Annotated in this window: 17 protein-coding genes; 6 read left to right on the top strand and 11 right to left on the bottom strand. The window is 39.0% G+C overall.

All coding sequences use genetic code 11. From position 1 onward, the window contains the following. Positions 1–16 precede the first annotated feature (16 nt). Positions 17–2,482, bottom strand: a complete 2,466-nt coding sequence (locus PQO03_RS15625; RefSeq protein ID WP_274154125.1) for an extracellular solute-binding protein — start codon at positions 2,480–2,482, stop codon at positions 17–19. Between the two features lie 204 nt (positions 2,483–2,686). Here PQO03_RS15625 and PQO03_RS15620 point away from each other — a divergent pair, with 204 nt between their 5' ends. Next, positions 2,687–3,094 (top strand): hypothetical protein, encoded by a 408-nt coding sequence (locus tag PQO03_RS15620; protein ID WP_274154124.1) that lies wholly within the window; start codon positions 2,687–2,689, stop codon positions 3,092–3,094. Between the two features lie 3 nt (positions 3,095–3,097). On the opposite strand, the gene PQO03_RS15615 is transcribed toward PQO03_RS15620, so the two are convergent. Further along, positions 3,098–4,054, bottom strand: coding sequence for a tyrosine-type recombinase/integrase (locus tag PQO03_RS15615; RefSeq protein WP_274154123.1), 957 nt, complete (start codon positions 4,052–4,054; stop codon positions 3,098–3,100). Positions 4,055–4,171: 117 nt separating this feature from the next. Here PQO03_RS15615 and PQO03_RS15610 point away from each other — a divergent pair, with 117 nt between their 5' ends. Further along, positions 4,172–4,675 carry a peptide-methionine (S)-S-oxide reductase gene (locus PQO03_RS15610; RefSeq protein WP_274154122.1) on the top strand — a complete coding sequence of 168 codons (504 nt, stop codon included), beginning with the start codon at positions 4,172–4,174 and terminating at the stop codon, positions 4,673–4,675. On the opposite strand, the gene PQO03_RS15605 is transcribed toward PQO03_RS15610, so the two are convergent. Then, on the bottom strand, positions 4,672–6,930 hold the full coding sequence (locus PQO03_RS15605) for a protein kinase domain-containing protein (protein ID WP_274154121.1): 2,259 nt from the start codon (positions 6,928–6,930) through the stop codon (positions 4,672–4,674). The genes PQO03_RS15610 and PQO03_RS15605 overlap by 4 nt on opposite strands. 329 nt (positions 6,931–7,259) lie before the next feature. Here PQO03_RS15605 and PQO03_RS15600 point away from each other — a divergent pair, with 329 nt between their 5' ends. After that, positions 7,260–7,685: a hypothetical protein gene (locus PQO03_RS15600; protein WP_274154120.1), complete on the top strand. Its 426-nt coding sequence runs from the start codon at positions 7,260–7,262 to the stop codon at positions 7,683–7,685. 3 nt (positions 7,686–7,688) lie between these two features. On the opposite strand, the gene PQO03_RS15595 is transcribed toward PQO03_RS15600, so the two are convergent. Beyond that, the gene (locus tag PQO03_RS15595; RefSeq protein ID WP_274154119.1) at positions 7,689–9,725 is read right to left on the bottom strand and encodes a serine/threonine-protein kinase; all 2,037 of its coding nucleotides are present in this window, start codon (positions 9,723–9,725) and stop codon (positions 7,689–7,691) included. Then, complete coding sequence (locus PQO03_RS15590) at positions 9,725–10,321, bottom strand: RNA polymerase sigma factor (RefSeq protein WP_274154118.1); 597 nt, start codon at positions 10,319–10,321, stop codon at positions 9,725–9,727. The genes PQO03_RS15595 and PQO03_RS15590 overlap by 1 nt, the downstream gene beginning before the upstream one ends. Before the next feature lie 166 nt (positions 10,322–10,487). Here PQO03_RS15590 and PQO03_RS15585 point away from each other — a divergent pair, with 166 nt between their 5' ends. After that, on the top strand, positions 10,488–12,071 hold the full coding sequence (locus PQO03_RS15585; protein ID WP_274154117.1) for a sulfatase family protein: 1,584 nt from the start codon (positions 10,488–10,490) through the stop codon (positions 12,069–12,071). Between the two features lie 2 nt (positions 12,072–12,073). Further along, positions 12,074–13,411 carry a sulfatase-like hydrolase/transferase gene (locus PQO03_RS15580; protein WP_274154116.1) on the top strand — a complete coding sequence of 446 codons (1,338 nt, stop codon included), beginning with the start codon at positions 12,074–12,076 and terminating at the stop codon, positions 13,409–13,411. Between the two features lie 333 nt (positions 13,412–13,744). Here the strand turns inward: PQO03_RS15580 and PQO03_RS15575 are convergent, their stop codons facing one another. Further along, positions 13,745–14,905: an NnrS family protein gene (locus PQO03_RS15575; protein ID WP_274154115.1), complete on the bottom strand. Its 1,161-nt coding sequence runs from the start codon at positions 14,903–14,905 to the stop codon at positions 13,745–13,747. A 328-nt stretch (positions 14,906–15,233) separates the two neighbouring features. Here PQO03_RS15575 and PQO03_RS15570 point away from each other — a divergent pair, with 328 nt between their 5' ends. Further along, positions 15,234–16,802: a sulfatase family protein gene (locus PQO03_RS15570; protein WP_274154114.1), complete on the top strand. Its 1,569-nt coding sequence runs from the start codon at positions 15,234–15,236 to the stop codon at positions 16,800–16,802. Positions 16,803–16,967: 165 nt separating this feature from the next. On the opposite strand, the gene PQO03_RS15565 is transcribed toward PQO03_RS15570, so the two are convergent. The 5 genes from PQO03_RS15565 to PQO03_RS15545 form a co-directional block, all read right to left on the bottom strand. Continuing rightward, on the bottom strand, positions 16,968–17,867 hold the full coding sequence (locus PQO03_RS15565; protein WP_274154113.1) for a leucine-rich repeat domain-containing protein: 900 nt from the start codon (positions 17,865–17,867) through the stop codon (positions 16,968–16,970). A gap of 165 nt (positions 17,868–18,032) precedes the next feature. Next, positions 18,033–18,644 carry a 2-dehydro-3-deoxy-6-phosphogalactonate aldolase gene (locus PQO03_RS15560; protein WP_274154112.1) on the bottom strand — a complete coding sequence of 204 codons (612 nt, stop codon included), beginning with the start codon at positions 18,642–18,644 and terminating at the stop codon, positions 18,033–18,035. Then, a complete protein-coding gene (locus PQO03_RS15555; protein WP_274154111.1) occupies positions 18,637–19,515 on the bottom strand; it encodes a 2-dehydro-3-deoxygalactonokinase in 879 nt (292 codons plus the stop codon). Before PQO03_RS15555 ends, PQO03_RS15560 begins: the two co-directional genes overlap by 8 nt. Beyond that, complete coding sequence (locus PQO03_RS15550; RefSeq protein ID WP_274154110.1) at positions 19,516–20,991, bottom strand: sodium:solute symporter family protein; 1,476 nt, start codon at positions 20,989–20,991, stop codon at positions 19,516–19,518. It abuts the gene before it with no gap. A gap of 5 nt (positions 20,992–20,996) precedes the next feature. After that, positions 20,997–21,389 carry a RidA family protein gene (locus PQO03_RS15545; RefSeq protein WP_274154109.1) on the bottom strand — a complete coding sequence of 131 codons (393 nt, stop codon included), beginning with the start codon at positions 21,387–21,389 and terminating at the stop codon, positions 20,997–20,999. Positions 21,390–21,408: the final 19 nt, after the last annotated feature.

The following is a 21,408-nucleotide window of genomic DNA, read 5'->3' as shown; positions in this document are numbered from 1 at the left end:
TCATTTAATAAAGGCATTAGTCATTGCCCGTGGTTTTAAATTCGAGATTGGAAAGAATTTTTAATTGATAAACGGTGAAACCAATTAGAAATAAACTCATGATCCAGGCCATTGCTGTAGCCGTTCCAAATTCAGTATACACGAAGGCTTTTTTGAAGATCAATAAGCCCGTGACATTGGTCGCTCCATTAGGACCACCACCAGTCATTGCTAAAACGTTTTCAGCGGCATTGAAACTTATGATCATTTGACCAATAAGGGTAATAATTAGCAAGGGCCAAAGTTTGGGTACGAGAACAAAACGTATTTTTTGCCAATAATTAGCACCATCAATTTCAGCCGCTTCATACAAGTCGGGTGCCACTCCTTTCAAGGCAGCTAAATATATCAAACACCCAGGCCCCAAACTTGCCCATGCAAGAGGAATAATCAGGCAAAACATCGCTAAGTGAGGATCTTCAAACCAATACTGTTGCCCAATATGCACATAAGCCAGGACTTGATTAAATAAACCCTGAGGACTGGGATCAAAAAATTGCTTCCAAAGAAAAATGACGACTAAGCCGGAAATTAATGCAGGTAAGTAATAGAGAACTCGAAAAAATACTGAAAACTTGGGGATTTCATCCAGCATAATTGCCAGTAACAAGGGTGGCAACCAAGTAAAACTAATCACTAAAAAGGAATAATAAAAAGTTAACCACAATGAGTACCAAAAGTTTTTATCATAAAGCACATCGGCAAAATTATCAAAACCTACCCAATTAACAATGGGAATTGAGATCTTATAATCTTGAAAGGCCATAAGTGCGCCTCTCAACAAGGGGTAATACTGCCAAAGACATATGATTGCTAGCGCAGGTAGCAAGATGACATAAGCTTTCCAATACTTCTTAATTTGCCAAGAATTATTGCGTTGCCCCACAGGAGAAAGGATTTTTAGGACTTTATAAAAGGTGAATAAGAAAATAGTAAATAGGCTAATCGTAACGATCATCGCCACCCTATTCCTCTTTTTTCGTTCTTTTTCGGGCAATTCTTTGAGCATCTCCCGTTCAAGTTCTTTTTGTCCCTCACTTAAAAAGGCAAATAGAGTTTTGTGAATGACTGGCTCTGATTGATTTTCGAGATTCCCCTCTCTAGCCCATAAAATAGCCGCCTGTACCGGCTTATCTAAATAATCGTAAACTAAATCACAATTCGTTCCATAGGGCTCTGGCTTGGCAGTCGTAATTAAATCTTTATAGAGTTTTTTCAGATCTTGGTTAATAAAAATTTCGTACTTTTTGTATTCTTCTCCTAAACGATCTAATAGATTGGGATTAATAGCCGAAATTTCATTGGCCTCAATAAAAGTATCCACACGGATTTTAACCGCTGCTTTCGATTTGCGGTAAGCTAACCATTCAAAAGCTGCATCACGAACGCGTTTATCTTTTTGACCTCGAAAAATCCCCCACATACGTGCATTAATTTCAGCACTACTAATTCCCGTGGGGCCTTTTGGTACGGGAGCAAAACCCCATTGGGCTCCTGAAGTATCAACCTTTGCCATTTCATCTCCACCAAGGTAGGTCATGGCCATGGCGATTTTCCCTTCGTCTAAAAGGTTTTTATTCGAAGTAGCAAAGCCTCTCGTTTTCCCATCTTTGCGCAGCCCTGCATGTAAACGGGCATAAAACTCCAAAGCAGAAACGGCTTCTTTTCGAGCAAAACTAGCTTTCCATTCCCCTTGTGCATCTTCAGTCAAAACTTGTGTTCCACTACTACTCAAGTAAGGCATGAAATTCCATGATGTCCCCCCTCTTGCCGTCGCTAAGACGCCATAACTTGAAGGATCCGAAGCCACTATCTGCTCACATGCCGCATACATTTGAGTCCAGTTTTCGGGAGCTTTATTGGGATCTAGACCACTTCTTGCAAATAGATCTTTGCGGTAAATCATGGTCATCACTAAGGGCTCTGCGGGAATCATCCAAGTCTTCATTTGACGATCGCCTTGGACTGGGCCTAGACGAGTCACTACTTTATTGAGGGCTGGGTGGATAAGATCTTTTAGACTAGATTCGCCATGAAGCTTTGCGTACTCTGCAATATATTCATCTAAGGGATAGAGAAATTCATTATCTATATAGGAAGCTGACTTTCTGAAATTGACGTAGAGAATATCCGGGGCTATTCCACCTGATATCGCTAATAAAGGGCCCACATCATTTTCATTGCCTACACCGGGTAAATTAATTCCAGCCGCATTGTGCAGGCGAATATGCGGATAAGCCTTTTCAAAGGCTTTTAAAACTCGCCAATCGGCACGTTCTGCGGAAGTACTTCCGGGACCTTGAACTAAGCCCCAAACACGAACGTGAATAAGTCCTTGAGCATCCACACCACTTCGCATCTCTACTGAATAAAGAACATTCACAAAAACCATTAGCATCAACACAAATGATTTTGGGAAAATGAAATTATTAAAGAAAGGCATAGAGGACTTTTTATTAGATATAAATAAACTTATGCAAAGTAACCTTAAAGCATCATTGCGCAAAGCTTTAAAAAACATCTATAAAGTAATATATTAGAGACGTAAAGTTTTTTTATTGAAAATAAATAAGCATTCGTGACAATATGTGACGAATTGCATCGTTTATATAGTATATATACTTAAAATTTAAGAAAAGCCTCTCATATGAAAAAAGTAAAAACACTAAGTCAACTCCCCCTTATTCCGCAAAAGCGTGATAAAAGGCGTTTCTCCTTATTACTACTTTTACTCGCTCTCAGTATGTTAAAATTTGCAGTTGTTTCTTGGGGTACTCAAGAAGAATATGTAGATGCAATGCTCTATGATGAAGACCCCATCGTTGGTCAATGGACTAACACGAAGCAGGCTTATCACCCTCTGACTTTCTATGCAAATGGCGTTTGTGAGACTTTGAATAATTACCTTGATTACCGCAAAATAAATCATAATACCTATTACTTATATAGCCGTAGCGGTCAGGTTGCTTTTGAGATACACATTAAAAATCCGAACTCCATCCACATACTCTCAAGTTTTGAAGATCAAGATCCTAGGAAATACAGCAAAAAGTAAGTCTTACTCATTCTTTTTGCCCTTGAGTTGATGGAACTCATCCTTGCTATAAACGGATAGGTTTAAACTTAAATCATCACAACTATTTAAAAATACGTATTGAGACATCAACTGTCTTATTTGCTCATTACGATTTTCTTGCATCACATTAGTCAATCTCATATACACCATTGTTGTCACAATACTTTTGTGCCCTAGAACTTCTTTTATAGCTAGGATAGGAACACCGGATTCAAGTAAATGTGTCGCATAGCTATGCCTAAGACTATGCACACTTAGACGTTTCATTACCGAACTCTCCAAAACTGCCATTCTAAATGCTGCTTGAACCGAAGGGATTGACATCTGATTGTTTTCTTGAAGAGCTATTCCTCGTTTATTTACTTTCGGAAATATGTAAAATGAATTTTGATGACTTAACCAGTAATCGTTTATCATGATTAAAGTTAGATCTGGTATGGGCACTAAACGATCTCTACATGTTTTCCCATCACGTACATGTAAAAGCTTCCTATCGGGACAAATATCGCCAGGGCGTATTCTCAGGGCTTCACTAATACGGAGACCCATACTATAAATAGTAAATAAACACACCCTAAAGCGCCATTTATTCACATAAGAGAAAACATGACTCAACTCAGATTGACTCAGTATATCAGGTAGTCGACTCTTGACTCTTACACGAATGATTTTGTTCCAGTCCCAATCTCTAAATAAAACATAAGTATAGAAAAAAAGTAAGCCACTTCGATCGGCTTTTAAGCTTGGCATCGAATAACAAAGTTTTAAACGATAAAAGTACTCTTTGATGTCTTCTTGGCTGATCTCATTCAAATCTTTATTTTGCCTTTTCCCTATTCTTCTCAAAGCTCGTAGATATGCCTCTTGAGTTTTTTCTGATTTTGCTTGTAGACTTAATTCACGTTTCATTGAATTGTAAAAGTATTCAAATCTTGTCATTTTATTGATCCCTATTTATTGTTTGTATGCCATGAAACAATAAAAGACTTCAAGAAAAGCTCTTATACTTTAGAGCTACTGATTTGTTTTTAGAACCTACTTCGATATGATTAATCCATGCTTAAAATATTTTCCACTGTATTTATCGTTCTTTCACTTCTCCTCTCATGTGCAGAAGAATATGATAATCCTACTCTCATGATTTCTTCTGGATGTTTTTGGAACGTGCAGTCATTCATGCAATCCCAGCAAGGCGTTCAAGATACTAAATGCGGTTACACGGGTGGCACAACAACCAATCCCACTTATGAAAATGCACGCAAAAATGGTCACGTCGAAGCTGTTGAAGTCAGTTTAGAAAAAGGGGCTTTTTTAAAAGTGGCAAGAAAATTCTTTTCAGAATTTCCAGCAAAAAGAATCAAAGCCAAGAATGATATGTTTGGAAAAGATTTTCGAGGTCGAATTTATTACTTCAACCTTGAGCAAAAAGCTATTCTTGAAAATTTAAGAAAGCAATATGATGCCGAGAATACTCTAACTTTAATTCTTCCTGCAAGTGAATTTTATATCGCAGAAGATTATCATCAGGATTGGCTTAAGAAACGCTGTGCAAAAAACTAATTGACCTTCTTTTTAAGTATTTTTTGAGCGTCGTACTTTTCTATATAAAACCAATTTAAAGCGGGAATACGGTTCAGTGCATAAATAACTTTTTGCCCGCCCTCTCTCACATAGATGATTGTGTTTTTATTGGCTTGTACTGCTTTTAATACTAAATCATTATGATAAGGCCGACGTTCAATAGCTTGATTATTGAACTCCGTATTTTTCTCCTTACTTTTCAAGAGTGAACTAGTAATGATAATCTCGCCATCCGGATTCAAAATTGTTGATTCTTGTAATCCTACAATTCGTTTTTCATCATCATTTAACATCAACTTTTTGGCTAGAAAATCTAATGTTACATCAAGAGCCAAAACGCCACTAAATTCATTTTCTTTATTGTAGAGTCCAATTGTACATGGAAGCACTATTCCTAGACCATTAATATCGTAATAAGGTTTCGCCCAGTAAACACCCTTTCGATTTTTCGCATCTTTATACCAAGGGCGATTACGGTGGTCATATTCTGCTGGGTAACCACCTTTTCCTGGAAATGAGACAAAAACGCCGTTCTCCAAACCGCAGTAAAGCCAGCGTGCAGGTAGAGGACTCATCAGTATCTGCTCTGGATTGATTTGCTCTCTACTCAAATGGCTCGGGCTATTTAGCTTACTTTTCAACATGACCTTCACAAAGTCATCTTTAAAAGAGAATAAGTAATCTAATATATTTTCAACTTCATTAAATTTGACTTCTGGAGCGAGCTTATACACCATGGTATTAACATTTACTTCTTTGCCAAATATACTGGAATAAACGGTCCCAGGAGGTTTTGTCTCGGGCTTAGAAAAATCATTTGATGAATAGAGTTTAAGCGTCTCATCACGAACCGTGGGCATACTTAATAAACTTGCACTTACACGACTTAATAACTGTTCTAACTTAGTCATTTGGCTATCAATCAAATGAGCTTTTTCTGCAACATGACTCTGTAGTTGAGCAAAAGTATTTTCACGTATACGAGCTTCAACGATCGTCTGATTTTGTTTGAATAAACTATAAATAACCAAACTAGATAAACTCATGATTAGCGAGATCATTATTACCGTTATTTTATGAGGGTTTTTCTGTGCCCATCGCATGACTTTTCTTAGGGGTTTATCGGGCAAACTCGATACTTCATCATTGCGTAACAAACGTCTTACATCTTCGCAAAGTTCTTCTACGGAATTGTAGCGAAAGATAAGTTCTGGAGCACGTGCTTTTTCAATAATAGCTTTTAGTTCCGCTGATATTACTCCACTACTAAAACGATGCTTTATTTCAGGAAAATCACCTTTCACGGCTTGTTCAAAAAGTTCATTGGTACTAAATCCCGTAAAGCCTCTTTGCAAAGTACACATTTCATGGAGAATCATGCCTAAAGAGTAAATATCAGTACATTCCGCTGGAGTATTATTACACACCATTTGAGGATCGATATAACCCGGTGAGCCACAAATGATTTTTTTAGTTCTCTCTATAACTTCCGGTTTTTGGTTCTCGGGACCATCCATGCAGTAAGCAATACCCCAGTCCATAACATAAACTTCTCGTGACTCACCAATCATGATATTATCAGGCTTTAAATCACGGTGAACTACGGCTTTTGAATGGGCATACTGAACCGCTTCGCAAATCTTTATGAAATGTTCCAAGCGAGTCACTAAAGAGCTGGCTTCATTTTTTAAATTAAAGCCATGGAAGTAATAATGATCACAAACTTTAGTAAGGTACTGGTTAAGCGTGACCCCATTGACCTTCTTCATTGAAAAATAAATGCCGCTATTCTCATCTGAATTAAGACTATAGATCGGAATAATAGCGGGATGGTCCAGTTGAGCCGTTAATTGCGCTTCGTTAATAAAAGAACGCCTCATCGAATGTTCTTTCAGAGCTTTCACGGCAACAATTCTTTTTAAATGTATATCCTTAGCCGAATGAATAGAACCTTGTGCCCCTTCCGCAAAAGCTTCTCCTAAGTCGTAAACAAGATCAATATTGACATGTTTTTCTAAGCTTTCTTCACTTATGCTTTCTTCACTTAAATTAATGCTAGTAGAACTTTGCTGTTCTTGAAATATCTGTGTATCGATAATATCGGCTGTTTGAGTACTTAGCTTTGGTACAATACTGTGACCTTTTCGAATCACAGTTGTCGATAAGTTTAGGTCTGCACGTTCAACTTTTATCGTGGGACATTCTACCAAAGTTTTAATTTCTTCTTCTTTCACAAAGCACCTATTTTATATGATCATAAAAGATAAACTTTTAATCCTCTTCTTACAAGAATTATATACCGCTATCATATCCTGTTTGAGAATTTTATTTGATTTTAGAGCTATAATCTGAGTCCATGACTGAACATGCATTTACTCATCAACGAACTATAGAAACATACAAAAAAAGCTTTGAGTCACTTATTCCGTCTCATGAAATAAACACATGATTCCTAAATTCTTTGATTAAAATTTAACGAATGGATTAAAAAGGAAGCTTATTTCCTACTTGAATTCTTCATAGATTTAAGTAAGATCTTAGCTATTAATTGATGGAGAATAAAATGGATCTAGAAATCCTAGAAGGCGAGATCTGTGGTCTTGAGCTAAATACTGAAGTTTGTGGTCCCGACAAAAGGTCTGGCCTGACTCATAAAGCGCTCTTTAAACTTGGTAATGAGCGTATTTTATTAAAGACGAGTTCTCTTTCTATGATTAATAATGGCGATAAAATCAAAGTTATTGGCTTGCCCGGCGCAGGTGAATTCAATGCTTTAGTCTGCAAAAACCTTACGACTGATTGGCAAAGCAATAAGCCAAAACTAGGGTTTGCCCCCATGGTCTTAAGTCTATTTGTCTTATTTACAGCGACTATGAGTATTTTAGCACGCACTTTCATTATTCTAACTATTATTGTCGGCATTATTTTATTTAATCTTTTAAAAGTTTATCGACTTCAAAAACGTGCCTATAAATTATTAGAAAGTTAGACTTTAACGATAGACCACTTTATCTGTAAGTTTTAATTCCTCGAGTAATTTTTCTGAATATACATTTTTTGGGATCTCTAAGTACTCAAGTTGCTTACAATATTTAAGACTCCTTATGTCTATCGGATCATCTCCTAACTCTAGTCGCTTGATTTGCGTTTGTCGCAAAGGAGATAAATCAAAAATTTGCGTATCTCGGATATTGAGTTCTTCAATTTGAGTACTTACTAGATGGCTTATTGACGATACTTGAGTATGGGAAATATCTAATTTCCTAAGAGGCATACCTCTTAAATTGTTAAGACTTTTAACACCAGAAGAACTTAGATTTAAGTTCACTATAGGCAAACCGCTTAAAACTATCGTCATCCTTGTCCCTTTATTGCCACTCGCATCTACTGTATAATAGCCCTCGGATTGACTTACTTTGAAGTTTACTTGATCACTTTGCTTAGCAAAAAAACGATGATTATCTCGATAACTTTGTTCCGCAAACATCCAGCGTTCTTCTATATTATAATTTTTGACCATATTATAAAACATAACCGCATGAAGACCAGAAAACTTATACTTACCCCGTACAATATGCCTTCTCACATCATAAATTTGGCGTGCAGATGGTTTATCCATCCCCTCTGAAGTTTTCCCCAAATCAGCAAGTTCGATTAACCACTTATTTTTTTTATCCATGGTTCCGTGTTTCAGACTTTCTTGAGCTTCACGAAAACGAAGCATACCAAAAAGAAGTTTACCCTGTAAATCCCAAGCTTTTTTTAGCTCTGGATTTAACTGAGTCACTTGCTCTATTGCGGAAAATGATTCTTTATAAAGACCTTCCTTATATGCATTTGTTGCATTTTGAAAAAAAAGCTCTGCAGCCGAATCACTGATAATCCGACCTTGCCGCTGTTCTTGATTGAGATCCACCAGTAACGTTTTTGATTTGAGTTCGGAAAGCTCAGCTTTTTTACGCGCATAATCAGCCTGTTTTTTTTCATCATTAATACGAAGGATGGATAAGAGCGTAAGTACTGTAATAAAAATCACTGAACTCATAAGCACCACACTCAAAGTTTTATGGCGCTTAATAGTTTTTTTCATTACGGTCATAAGCCCTGGATTTTCAGCGCTTGTCGCAAAACCACCTATGTAAGCTCTGATTTCATTAGACAGTTCTCCTACCGTTTGATAACGATCTTGCTTTGCTATAGACAGTGCTTTAACAAAAACTGCCTGCAGACTTTTGGGGATATTTTTTAATTCTTCTGGGCTCAAAACTTGGAAAGCTATATCTGGTCCCGTGAGCCGTTCTTTAAGGGCGCTTGGTGAATGTGGTGAATGTGGTGACTTAGAACTCAGCAAGGCATATAAAACTCCTCCGAGTGCATAAATATCACAAGCCGTACTAAGTGACTCGCCTTTGACTTGCTCTGGCGCCATATACCCCAAGCTTCCTTTTAATTGACCTCGACCTTCTACTTCACTTATTTTTTGTGCCAGCCCCCAGTCACATACTAGCACTTGACCATAATCATCCACTTGTATATTATCAGGTTTTAAATCTAGGTGAATAATTCCTTGAGCATGTGCATAGGACATCGCATCACAGACCTTGAGAAAGACCTCAAGTTTTTCATTGAGAGATAAATCCCTCTTCTCAATTTTTTGCTGTAGATTATCACCGCTCAAAAGCTTCATTGTGAAATAAGGTTCATTATCTTCATTGAGTCCCAAGTCATAGAGTGGAACTATATTAGGATGCTCTAAATGCGCGGCTATACGTGCTTCATTTATAAATGATTCATTGTGACTTAATTTCTGCGAATCTCGCAAAACGGCCATGGCTAATTGTCTTTGCGTAAACTTGTCTTCACAACTTAAAATATTTTTCTGACCTCCCTTTCCCAAAGAAGTCCCTATTTTATAACGCCCGCCTAGATCCTTTATTTCTCTCACTAAAGCAGAATCTTTTAAGAGTGATTTTTCATCTCCAAGGGCTTCATCGAAACTTTCCATTAGCCAAGATTTATCTCTATCCATTAACTCAACTCCTCATTAAGTCGACGTATTTCACGGTGAAAAGCTTCTTGAACTCGTTTTCGGTTAACAAACACGGAATTAATTTTGAGTTCAAGTTCAGCTGCTATATCTGCGGCTTTTTCACCTTTAGCTAAAGCCTCAAAACATTTAAGTGCACTCACCGAAAATTCTGTACTCAGTTGACCCCAAGCCAATTCAGCCACATGTAACTTCCATTGCTGCTCATAAATTTGATAAATTTCTGCTTCGTTTTTTTCATCATTATTGCGTTGCAGTAATTCAGCTCGCTCTAAGTCATTGCTATAACGTTTTTGTTTTTCAAAATAATGACTGACTTTGTTGCGAATGATACGACTCATCCATGTGCGAAACTTACAATTTTGTGCTTGGTAATTAAAATCAGGTAACTTCTCCCACAAGGCTAATAATACCTTTTGCGATTGGTCTTCGACATCAGCATTCGGCACACCCAAGCGCAGCAATACCGTGAAAATATATTTCTGATAGAAAAATACAAAATCCTGCCAAGCATTATCATCGTGCTGATTACGCAAACGCCCCAAAAGCGTCATTCTTGTATTAAAAGTTTCCGACATGCATTCTCTTTTTAATAATCATTTAATGAGCCAATCCACTTAAGAATAAAATCAGCTTATAATAATATAACTGTAAAAAAATAAAAAAACTTCCCCCTTCAAGTCAAGGATACTTCTTTTGCCCGTATTGACTAAGTACAATATAAAAACCAAAAGGGAAATACACATGAAATCATTATACTTCATCGCAGCCATCTTATTTACTGGACTCTGTTCCGCACAAGAAAAACCTAATATTATTTTTATCCTCGCCGATGACATGGGCTATGGTGACATGTCTAACGCTGGTGGCATTATCCCCACTCCTAACTGTGATCGCATGGCTGCCGAAGGCATGAAGTTTACCGATGCTCATACTTCTAGTTCTGTCTGTAGCCCTACTCGCTATGGTATTTTAACGGGGCGCTATAACTGGAGATCTAAACTCAAAAAATCTGTTTTGAGTGGAACTTCTCCAGCCTTAATCCCAAAAGAGCGAGTCACTATTGCAAACTTTCTCAAAGACCAAGGCTACAATACCGGCATGGTGGGTAAATGGCATCTCGGTATTACTTGGCAAAAACTTGCCAATGGCGAAATTAAATCTCCTGAAAAATCTTTTCTAAAAGAAGGATACGTAAAAAAGAAAAAACGTGGTTCTTATGGTGGCGGATGGGATATTGATTATTCCAAGCCTGCTATAACTCCTACTAATAATGGTTTTGATTATTTCTATGGGATTGCGGCTTCACTAGACATGCCTCCTTATGTTTACATAGAAAATGATCGTGCTGTGGAAATGGCAACTCACGAAAAAGGTTTTGCGACTCCTTATCGTCCGGGACCTGCTGGCCCCAGTTTTGACGCATCTCAATGCCTTATTACCTTTGCCAAAAAATCACGTGAATTCATTGCTGAACAAGCGGCTGATAAATCAAAACCCTTTTTCCTTTATCTTCCTTTAACATCACCTCATACTCCCATTGTACCTTCGGCCAAATGGCGTGGTAAATCACCGACAAAAACAACTTACGGCGATTTTGTTATGGAAACGGATTGGGTCATTGGTGAAGTGATTGCCGAGTTAGAAAAAAATGGTATTGATGATAACACACTCATTATTTTCACTGCGGATAATGGTTGCTCACCGACTGGTAGCATTCCTGAACATACGGCTCTTGGTCATAAATCTAATGGTGACTGGCGCGGTCACAAAGCGGATATTTTTGAAGGCGGTCATCGCGTTCCTTTCTTAGTTCGCTGGCCTGCAAAAATCAAAAGCGGTACACTTTCAGATTCAACTATCTGTACCACTGATTTTTTTGCCACGGCAGCTGAAGCTACCGGTAGCACAAATTTAATCAAAGAAACTATTGCCGAAGATAGCTATTCCTTCATGGCAGACTTAATGCAATCAGGTACAACAACTCGCCCTTTCATTATCCATCACTCAATCAATGGTAGTTTTGCCATACGCCAAGGTAAATGGAAGCTCAACCTCTGCGCTGGTTCGGGTGGTTGGAGTTTCCCTCGTCCAGGCAAAGACACTAAAGATCTAGCTGAGATTCAACTCTATAACCTTGAAACTGATCCTGCTGAGAAAATTAACCTCCAAGCTAATCACCCTGAAATTGTTGATAAGTTTGTTAATCACTTGGCCAAAGTCATTAAAGAGGGACGTTCGACAAAAGGAGCCAAACAAAGCAACGAAGGCAATAGTCCTTTTCCAAAAAATATCCTAAGTAAATTCCCTCAATTAGTTCAGGACTAATTATGTACAGATTCCTTCTCGCTTTTATGATCTGCTCCCCGCTTTTTGCGGAAAGCGCAAAGCCCAATATCATTCTGATCATGGTCGATGATATGGGCTGGGCTGGTGTTAGTTGCTACGATAATAAATACTTTAAAACCCCTGGTATTGATCGCATGGCGAATGAAGGGATCAAACTCACTGACTTCCATTCTAATGGCGTCGTTTGTAGCCCGACTCGTGCGGCATTAATGACGGGTCGTTATCAACAGCGCAGTGGTTGCGATGTGGTTATTAATGCTGATCCCAAGCATGCCGATCACGTGCGCGGCATCTCCGATGAAGAATGGACTTTTCCCGAAGCAATGAAATCTGCGGGTTACGCAACGGCTATGTTCGGCAAGTGGCACTTGGGTTACAAGCCTGAATTCCATCCCATGAATCATGGCTTCGACGAATTTGCTGGTTTCATAAGTGGTAACATTGATGCACAATCGCATTATGATCGCATGGAGACTTTTGATTGGTGGCAGAATCGTGAACTCAAAGATGAACCGGGTCATCATTCTGATTTAATCACGGAGCACGCATTAGATTTTATTGAGCGTAAAAAAGATCAGCCTTTCTTTCTTTATGTGGCTCACGGAACACCACACTCACCTTTTCAGGCCCGTGGATCAAAAATCCAGCGTGGTCCCGACAAGGGAACCATCCCCGCATGGGCACCAAAAGTTGAATACACTAAAGAAGCTGGTGATGACAACTGGCTCATCCGTCATTTCACTCTTCCTGTAGACGAAGGTGTCAATCGCATTTTAGATAAGCTAATCGAACTCAAAATAGAGAAAAATACCATCGTTTGGTTTCTCAGTGATAATGGCGCCGCCAAAGGTAATTTTAGTCATAGCGAAAATACCCGTGGTGCAAAAGGTAGCATGTACGAAGGTGGTCACCGTGTACCAGCACTCGTTTGGGCTCCTGGTCGAATTAAGGCTGGTACTATATCCGATCAAACACTGATGACTTATGATATCATGGCAAGTACTATTATTGCTGCACAGGTACAGCTTCCCAATGGTCATCAATTAGATGGAATCAATATCCACCCTAGCCTATTCAATAATAAAAAGCTTGAGAAACGCACGCTCTTGTGGGAGAATGGCAAAGGCTCTGGCGCTCTTCGCAAAGATAATTATAAACTCGTTGTCAACAAGAAATCTCGCGAGCTTTATGATCTAAAAACAGATTCAAAAGAGACTACAAACTTGGCGAAAGAATCCCCCGAAATTACCCAAGAAATGTATAAAGAGTACTTAACTATTCTCACTGAGATCAAAAAAGACGCTCCTTATAGCAAGTAAAATACAAGTTTTATCATTGGAACTAAAACTAGTTCTAATGATAGGGCACTTAAGGGGTTTTTATACATGCGGCCACCTTTTTTAGTATGGCCCCGAGGGCTCCTCGGCCACCGGAGGTATTTATACTGGAGCTCCGCTCCCAACCTCGCTCAAGGTACTTCCGTACGGGCCCATATTTTTTACCCGCCCACGGAGGCTCTCCTAATGAGTGGGAACTTAAACACATGCCGAAGGTATGTAGTATGGTAGCCACCGGATTTATCCGGTGGGCATTGTTAAAAAATGATATTCATGCCGAAGGTATGTAGCACCCTTGAAAATCCCAAGACCCTATTAACCTTCTTCGCCATCGGCACGGACCCCAAGTAATATGGGTGTGAAAGCACAGCTAAAAATCAAAAATGCTAAAACCCAAAGGCTACTCGACCATAGTATCGCTTTTATATAGTAGCTTTCATTAATTAATGGCACGAAAACTCGCACTAGTGCGACGAGGTTAATGACTATAAAGCTCACATTCACGGCTTTTGAACTTTTGATTTTACGACCCGTATGACCAAGACTTACACGGCTAATCATGGCAAGGATTATTACACCCATACAACCCGAGGTAAAAGCGTGAATCAGTGTAAAGCCATTGATAATACCAAAGCCTGATAAGCCTTTGAGAACGAAGCCAATGATTAGCCAGCTATATCCCGTATAGAGAACGAATAAAACGGGAATTTTGGCCACGCCTTTCTGGTACCATCCCTTGATACGAAGTAAATGAATGATTGCCGCAGGAATGTAGAGCCAGCGCAGTAGGCTTTCTTCAATTAAGTGAAGGTCAGAAAAAACGAGCAGCAGAATACTAAGGATAGATAAGATTTCAAAGACAGGCTTTTTCACTGATTTTTCTGGGTCGAGAACTTTGCCAGTGAAAAATGGAATAATGCGACCACTAATGATACAGATCATGATGAGGGTGAGGTCCACACTTACAAAGATAGCTTTGCGAAGCGTTAGCTGGGTCACTTGCAATAGTTCTAAATGGAAAAAGAGATTACAAACAAAAAGCAAGGCTAATAAAACCAGCATCACGAGATTTTTGAATTTTTTAGCTTTGATCAGAGGTGGCGCAAGATAGAGCATCAGCAAAGGGATAAAACTCAAGTCAATTATACTAATCATTAAGGGTGATAAAGATAAAAAAGGAACTATACGTCCAGCCAACCATACAATAATAAGTGGCGCTAGTTTTATTCCTGATGCTAGAGCAATGCCCGTCCAATTCTGTACAGCAGTCAGCAGAAAGCCTGCTATAATTGCCAGGGTAAAACCAAAAATCATTTCATGGCTATGCCAATACAGCATGCCGTAAGAACTATTAACGGGAGTTCCATGAGCATAAACCCCTCCCCACAATAACATCGAAAAAACTGTGGAATAAGCCGCGAGTAAAAAGAAGGCGCGAAAACCTAAAGGTTTTTTTGCGAGAGCGAAAGAAGTCATGATTCTATCCTAAAGTTATTTATATATCTGAACATACAGCATGTATGGAACTCTAAAGCACCCTTCATCACTCAATCTATTGCTAGCTAAGTGATTATATAGAGTAGCCAAGTCAAATATACTTATTAGGGTATCCGTAAATGTACCTTTCATTCAAAAAACACTTACGAAAACGGTGATTATCTCTAATAAGAAATTCTCCATGCAATCGACTTATTCATTTATTAGAAAAATATGTATCAACAAAACATTCATAAATATACGTCTCTTGTCATAAGCTTTACTTACTGAGCGTAGTACTATTAAATATAACAAAATGGAGTTATTTATGTCATCTTTGTATCGTCAAGTCATTTGTCTTTTTATGCTAATTTGTTTGGGTGTTTCAGCTAAACAAAAACAGCCCAATATCTTGTTTATCTTTTCCGATGATCATTCAACTAATGCCATTGGTGCTTATGGGTCTAAAATTAACAAGACGCCCAATATTGACCGCATTGCCGATGAAGGTGCCGTCTTTGAAAAAAGCTTCTGCGCCAACTCCATATGTCAACCAAGTCGTGCCTCTATCCTTACAGGAACTCATAGTCACATAAATGGTGTTACTTATAATGGTGCTCATTGGAATGGTAATCAGACTGTATTTCCACGTGAACTCAAAAAAGCGGGTTACCAAACAGCTCTCATCGGTAAATGGCACATGCACCCCAACCCCACTAATGAATTTGATTACTGGAAAGTTCTTGTCGGTTCTGGCGGTCAAGGCGATTACTACAACCCCGAATTTATGTCTATCGATAAAGGAAAGGAACAAATCACCGGTTATTGCACTGACGTAGTGGCAGATGAATCCATCAAATGGCTCAATCAACGCGATAAAAAGAAACCTTTTTTGATGATGGTTCAATTTAAATCTCCTCATGTACCCCGCATCCCTCATCCCCGTTATATGAAAATGTATACCGAAGACATTGCGGAACCCGCAACACTTAACGATAACTACAAGAACCGTCTTGAGGGCGCATCTAATGCTTGGATGGAGATCAATGGTCAAAACGAAGAAGTACTCGCTTATTTTCCCCCAAAGAATGTTGATGAAAAAGTCAATAAAAAACAAGCAAAGCACTTAGATCGTATGAACCCTGCACAACGCAAAGCTTTGCTCGATGCGATGGACGATCAAAATCGTGAATATTACGAACTCAAAAAATCCGGTGCCTTTGATGATCCTGTACAATCTCGTAAACTTAAGTATCAGTTTTTCATCAAGAATTACCTGCGTTGTGTACAAGCCATTGATGATAACGTGGGTCGTTTACTCGAGTGGCTTGAGGAAAGTGGTTTAGAAGAAGATACCATTGTGATTTATAGCTCTGACCAAAGTTACTTTATTGGTGAGCACGGCTGGGCTGAAAAACGCTGGATGTATGAAGAAGCTTTAAAAATGCCTTTCATCATTCGCTGGCCTGGCAAAATCAAAGCTGGGAGTAAACCACAAGCCATGATTCAAAATATTGATTACGCACCAACTTTTATTGAAGCTGCTGGTGCAACAGTGCCTAGTGTCTTCCAAGGAAAATCACTTATCCCTATCTTCTCTGGTGATAAAGAAGAAATACGTGAGGCCATCTACTATCATTATTACCATCATGGTGCTCATAATGTACCTCGCCACGAAGGTATTCGTACAGAGCGCTACAAGCTCATTAATTTCTATACCAATAATGAATTTGAACTCTACGATTTAAAGAATGATCCAAACGAAGTTAACAGTGTCGCCAATAATCCTGAGTATGCTGAAATCAAAAAGAAGCTATTATCTCAACTTAAGCAACAACGTCAGGAATTTAAAGTTCCCGAATCTACCTTCACTGCTCCTTGGGTATACGGAAAATAATAAATAGGACGCTTAAAAGTCTCTACATAGTTCTACAATTAAAGCCCGGTTCAACGGGCTTTTTTATTTTACTAAGAGACAGCAGTTTTCATGAAATTTGCCCTACTGTATCCGCAGGGAATAGCTTAAAGGCATCTGTTTGCCACCAGTATGCATTTAGGTGTTTTATTTAATCTTCTTTAGTGGCGAGCTAAGTTCAGGGTCACTTGTATCTTTCTCAAAAAATTCAATGTGTGGGCAGTTTTGAGCTAGCCAAGATAAACCTGTTTCAGTGACCGTATACTTTTGCCCTTTACCCCTAAGTTGCAAATACCTAAGTGCTTTAAAGTTAGCGATGGGGTACAGGTCCTTGTCAGTGATATTTGAATTCCGAATACGAAGGCTTTTCAGATCTGGCAATACACTGAGGATGTTAAGGTGCCTCTCATCTAATCTCGTAAAGGTTAAACTTAATTCTTTTAGGCTACTAAGACCGGCTATATATTGACAGTCCTCGGGAGCAATTTTCACTCCTTTCAAATATAGCCACTTTAGCTTTTTCAGGGTGCGTAAATACTGAATGGATGCAGTGGTGATATCGTTCGAATGGAGCGAAAGATACTCAAGTTGTGTCATTTTTTCTAAAGGAGCTACATCCTTATCATCGAGGTGCATGTGTGGCAGATGTAGTTGCGTAATAGTATTCGATTTAGCTAGCTCAACAATGCCAAGACCTTGGATTTGAGTGCAAGACGCAATGCTGAGTTGTTTTAGTTTTTTCATTGAGGGAATATTACTAAGTGCAAGGTCTGAAATTGTTAATTTCCTTAGTACAAGAGTTTCAATCCAGCTGATACTTTCTAGATTCAATACGTCTTCATCTCTAATTTTAGCACCTGAAAAACAGAGATCTTTCATTGTATTTAAATCCTCTAGAAGCTTGAGATCCTCTGAATTACCCTTCCACTTTTCATCAAAAATAACAGTTTGATTTTGAAAGCGAACTCCGAGGGATTCGAGTTTTTCCTGAGATGCATTTAGCGTGAGTGTTAATATACACAAGATTGCTAATATCATTTTAAGCATGATTGAATTCTCTATTAGATTTTTGTTTAAAATCACCCATCATAATGGGTATAATACGACCCGTACGAGATGGACGCTGTCCCTCTCGAGCTCTCCCTGTAAGGATTTGCCAATCCGTAACCATGCGACTAGGGGGCTATGCCCTGTTTTATGCTTAATCGTGTTTTATTTTACTAAGAGACAGAAGCTTTGGGCATCTTGCGCTAATTGAGATAAATCTTTTCCTGGCTTATACAGGCTACCACCCAAACCAAAGCCATCGGCACCTGCTTCAGTCCAATCTTTAACATTACTCAGGTCCACTCCACCTACAGCGTAGATCTCGGTACCTTTCGGCAAAACGGCCTTAGACGCTTTGATAAAACTTTTTCCTACTGAATCCGCGGGAAATAACTTAAGGGCATCAGCTCCTGCTTCTAAAGCCATAAATGCTTCACTCATTGTCATGATACCTGGATAGGAAAGCATAGCTAATTTCTTTGTTTCTTTAATGACTTTAGAGTTAACATTAGGAGAGACAATTATTTCTCCGCCAGCTTCTTTAACTTTCTGAACCTGATCAATGCTGAGTACGGTTCCTGCCCCCAAAAGCATTTTATCTCCGAATTTATCAGCGATAAGTTTTATACTTTCGTAGGCACGAGGAGAATTCAAAGGCACTTCGACACAGCGAATACCACCATCATAGATGGCTTGGGTCACAGCTAGTACTTCGCTTGGTTTCACCCCTCTAATGATAGCAATTAGGGGGACTTGTTTCAAATAATCTTTATTCATAGCTCTCTCCGCAAATAGCTTTAATTCCTAAAATAGTAGATTCGGATACCGAAAACTTTTTTGTTGCTATTCCAAAAATATCTAGTGCAATCTCATACAAATTCATCAATTCATCTGAGCTACATAAATAAACTTCTTTAACATTTCCCGCGGCTTCACGGATTTCACTCGCAATCAAAAAACCCGATAGGTAAGAATGAAAATTACTTTGATCCAATCGTTCAAAAAGGTATTGCGTTCGCAGTTTAAACAGGCTCGTACCGAGCTCGTGATGTTCACGAGCATATTCGACTCCTTGAACAAAAGATTCTTTATCAAAATTCTCAGAATCAATTTGCTTCGCAAAGATCGTATTTTGACTCAAACACTTAAAGAGCTCACCCGTCATCCAAGTGGAAAAGCTTTTAATTTGACCGGCATCTACATGAACCCATTTTGAATGGCTTCCTGGAAGGCAAATCAAGGAGGCCTTGGGAGCTTGAACTAAAACACCAAAAACCTGAACTTCTTCACCTCTCATGACATCGTAATCCCTTGATTGATCAAGGTGCTTGACGCCACCAAATATTTTGATATGAGAACAATTTGATGGGTGAATAAAATTAGTTTTCATCGCATTAGTACTTAAGGGCGTCTCTAGGTAAGAAGCTTCTTGCCAGCCATTTTTCGAGCCAATCATGCCACTGAGGTAGATTTCCTTGATCCCTGTACAATCCAATTCCTGGCAAACTGAAGCTATAACTTTTTCGAAGCCGATTTTCGAGGCTTTTAAAATTCCTAGATCAGAATTATATTGTCTCAGAACTTCACCATTTTCAATGAGGTAAGCCCGTAGATTAGAAGTTCCCCAATCACAAAAAAGTTTTTGCATTTATACTGACTCCGCATCAAGAATTTTTTCTTCATGCAATTCCATTTCTTCTCGTTCTTTGGCGAGTAAGTCTAATGCTTCTTGATCCGTAATCTTATTTTTGGGTGTGAGTAAACTTACCACTACACCAAAAACTAAAGCGCTTAAAACAGACGGGATTGAGGAGTTTCCCCAAAAATCCATCCATCCTTTTTGAGTCATGAACAAACTTGCACATAGGGCTCCTCCCAGTAATGAAGCTAATCCACCCTGCCAGGTGGCACGTTTCCAGAAACGCCCCAGAAGTGAACAAACAAACATTCCGCTCATGACAACTGAGATCATATTTTTGATATACGAAATGATATCTTCAGAGTACATGGTAAATAGCAGAGCAAGACCAGTAATGCCCATTAAACCCCAACGGGATAACTTCACCATCTTATCTTTTTCTGGCATGCGGCCAAAGACAAGAATATAGACATCACGCAAAAGAATTGAGACACCCGCAATAGCATCGGAACTTGCCGATGACATGGTTGCACTCAGCCCTGCAATTAATACGATGAGACCAATCCAAACGGGCAGGACTTCTACGGCTAAATAAGGAAAGGCAAAATTTGTATTTTTTAATTCAGGATTAATGATTTGTGCACTAATGCCAATAATTGCAGGGATAAAAGAGAAAAACAGATAGAGTGTTCCACTGATGTAAAAACTCTTTTTTACCGTGGCAATATTATCCGCCGAATAAATTCTTTGGCGATAGGACGGAGTCGCCATCACCCCCACTAGGATAACAAATGAAAGTGAAATCGAAGGCAGTAAACTTCCTGCTTCAAGGAAGGCAAACTGATTAGGTCCTAATGCTTGATTAAATTCCCCTATCCCACCAATTTTATCCACTGCCATAACTGCCATTAGGATAAAACCAAAGAACAAGATGAATGCTTGTATCGTATCAGTCCATACCACTGCCATATAACCACCAATGATTACATAGATGCCAAAAGCTAAAGCAATGATGATTTTGGCCCAAAGTAAGTCGATACCCGCAATCCAAGCTAAGTACATACCTCCACCAAGAATGTGTGCCCCTAACCAACCTATAGAGGCAATAAGGATCAAGATTGCAATAATCCCTTTGATCCTTTTATCTGCTCCATAGTAAAATGACATTTCCTCGGAAAAAGTCATGAAATTATATTTGCGAACACCGCTAAAAAGCTTTGCTAAAAGCAAAATCCCCAAGGCACCTCCAATACCATATAAAGCTCCGGCCCATCCATTGGAATAGCCGAAACCAACGGCTCCCATACTGGAGCCTGTGCCGACCATAGTTGCTACAGTTGTTCCTAAAATTAGAAAGAGTGGAACACTTCGATTTCCCAAGAGAAAATCTTCACCAGAAGTCTGCTTGCGAGATATCCAAATACTCAAAACGATCATGCCAATGACGTAGAGAGCAAAGACTGTAAGAAATAGGGTCGGCGTCATAATAATTATTCCGGCTTTTTATAGCAGATAGCGTCAATCTCGACTTTGCAATCCACCATCATTGTCGCTTGTACACAGGCACGAGCAGGTGCATGTTCGCCACCGAAATACTCGGCATAAACACCATTAAAACTCCAAAAATCACGAGGATCATCTAACCACACACCACAGCGTACGATATCGTCCTTGGTATAGCCTGCTTCATGAATAATGGCTAAGAGGTTTTCAATCGTTTTGTGGGATTGTTGAACAATATTGCCACCTACGATTTCACCATTTTCCATGGCCACTTGACCTGAAACATGTAACCATCCATCGGCTTGTACTGCTCTTGCGAAGGGAAGACTTTGTCCCCCTGCACCATCTTTTTTTGTTCCGTAGCGTTTAATTGCGCTCATAATATTTTCCTTTTATTTG

Origin of the sequence: Lentisphaera profundi (assembly GCF_028728065.1) — a bacterium.
GTDB classification, from domain to species: Bacteria; Verrucomicrobiota; Lentisphaeria; order Lentisphaerales; family Lentisphaeraceae; genus Lentisphaera; species Lentisphaera profundi.
The sequence above is the reverse complement of the archived record's forward strand: the minus strand, read 5'-3'. Positions and strand labels throughout refer to the sequence as shown.

Coding starts and splice junctions, on each gene's coding strand:
- PQO03_RS15625 (WP_274154125.1), bottom strand. CDS start 2,482: ATGCCTTTCTTTAATAATTTCATTTTCCCAAAATCATTTGTGTTGATG.
- PQO03_RS15620 (WP_274154124.1), top strand. CDS start 2,687: ATGAAAAAAGTAAAAACACTAAGTCAACTCCCCCTTATTCCGCAAAAG.
- PQO03_RS15615 (WP_274154123.1), bottom strand. CDS start 4,054: ATGACAAGATTTGAATACTTTTACAATTCAATGAAACGTGAATTAAGT.
- PQO03_RS15610 (WP_274154122.1), top strand. CDS start 4,172: ATGCTTAAAATATTTTCCACTGTATTTATCGTTCTTTCACTTCTCCTC.
- PQO03_RS15600 (WP_274154120.1), top strand. CDS start 7,260: ATGGATCTAGAAATCCTAGAAGGCGAGATCTGTGGTCTTGAGCTAAAT.
- PQO03_RS15595 (WP_274154119.1), bottom strand. CDS start 9,725: ATGGATAGAGATAAATCTTGGCTAATGGAAAGTTTCGATGAAGCCCTT.
- PQO03_RS15590 (WP_274154118.1), bottom strand. CDS start 10,321: ATGTCGGAAACTTTTAATACAAGAATGACGCTTTTGGGGCGTTTGCGT.
- PQO03_RS15585 (WP_274154117.1), top strand. CDS start 10,488: ATGAAATCATTATACTTCATCGCAGCCATCTTATTTACTGGACTCTGT.
- PQO03_RS15580 (WP_274154116.1), top strand. CDS start 12,074: ATGTACAGATTCCTTCTCGCTTTTATGATCTGCTCCCCGCTTTTTGCG.
- PQO03_RS15575 (WP_274154115.1), bottom strand. CDS start 14,905: ATGACTTCTTTCGCTCTCGCAAAAAAACCTTTAGGTTTTCGCGCCTTC.
- PQO03_RS15570 (WP_274154114.1), top strand. CDS start 15,234: ATGTCATCTTTGTATCGTCAAGTCATTTGTCTTTTTATGCTAATTTGT.
- PQO03_RS15565 (WP_274154113.1), bottom strand. CDS start 17,867: ATGCTTAAAATGATATTAGCAATCTTGTGTATATTAACACTCACGCTA.
- PQO03_RS15560 (WP_274154112.1), bottom strand. CDS start 18,644: ATGAATAAAGATTATTTGAAACAAGTCCCCCTAATTGCTATCATTAGA.
- PQO03_RS15555 (WP_274154111.1), bottom strand. CDS start 19,515: ATGCAAAAACTTTTTTGTGATTGGGGAACTTCTAATCTACGGGCTTAC.
- PQO03_RS15550 (WP_274154110.1), bottom strand. CDS start 20,991: ATGACGCCGACCCTATTTCTTACAGTCTTTGCTCTCTACGTCATTGGC.
- PQO03_RS15545 (WP_274154109.1), bottom strand. CDS start 21,389: ATGAGCGCAATTAAACGCTACGGAACAAAAAAAGATGGTGCAGGGGGA.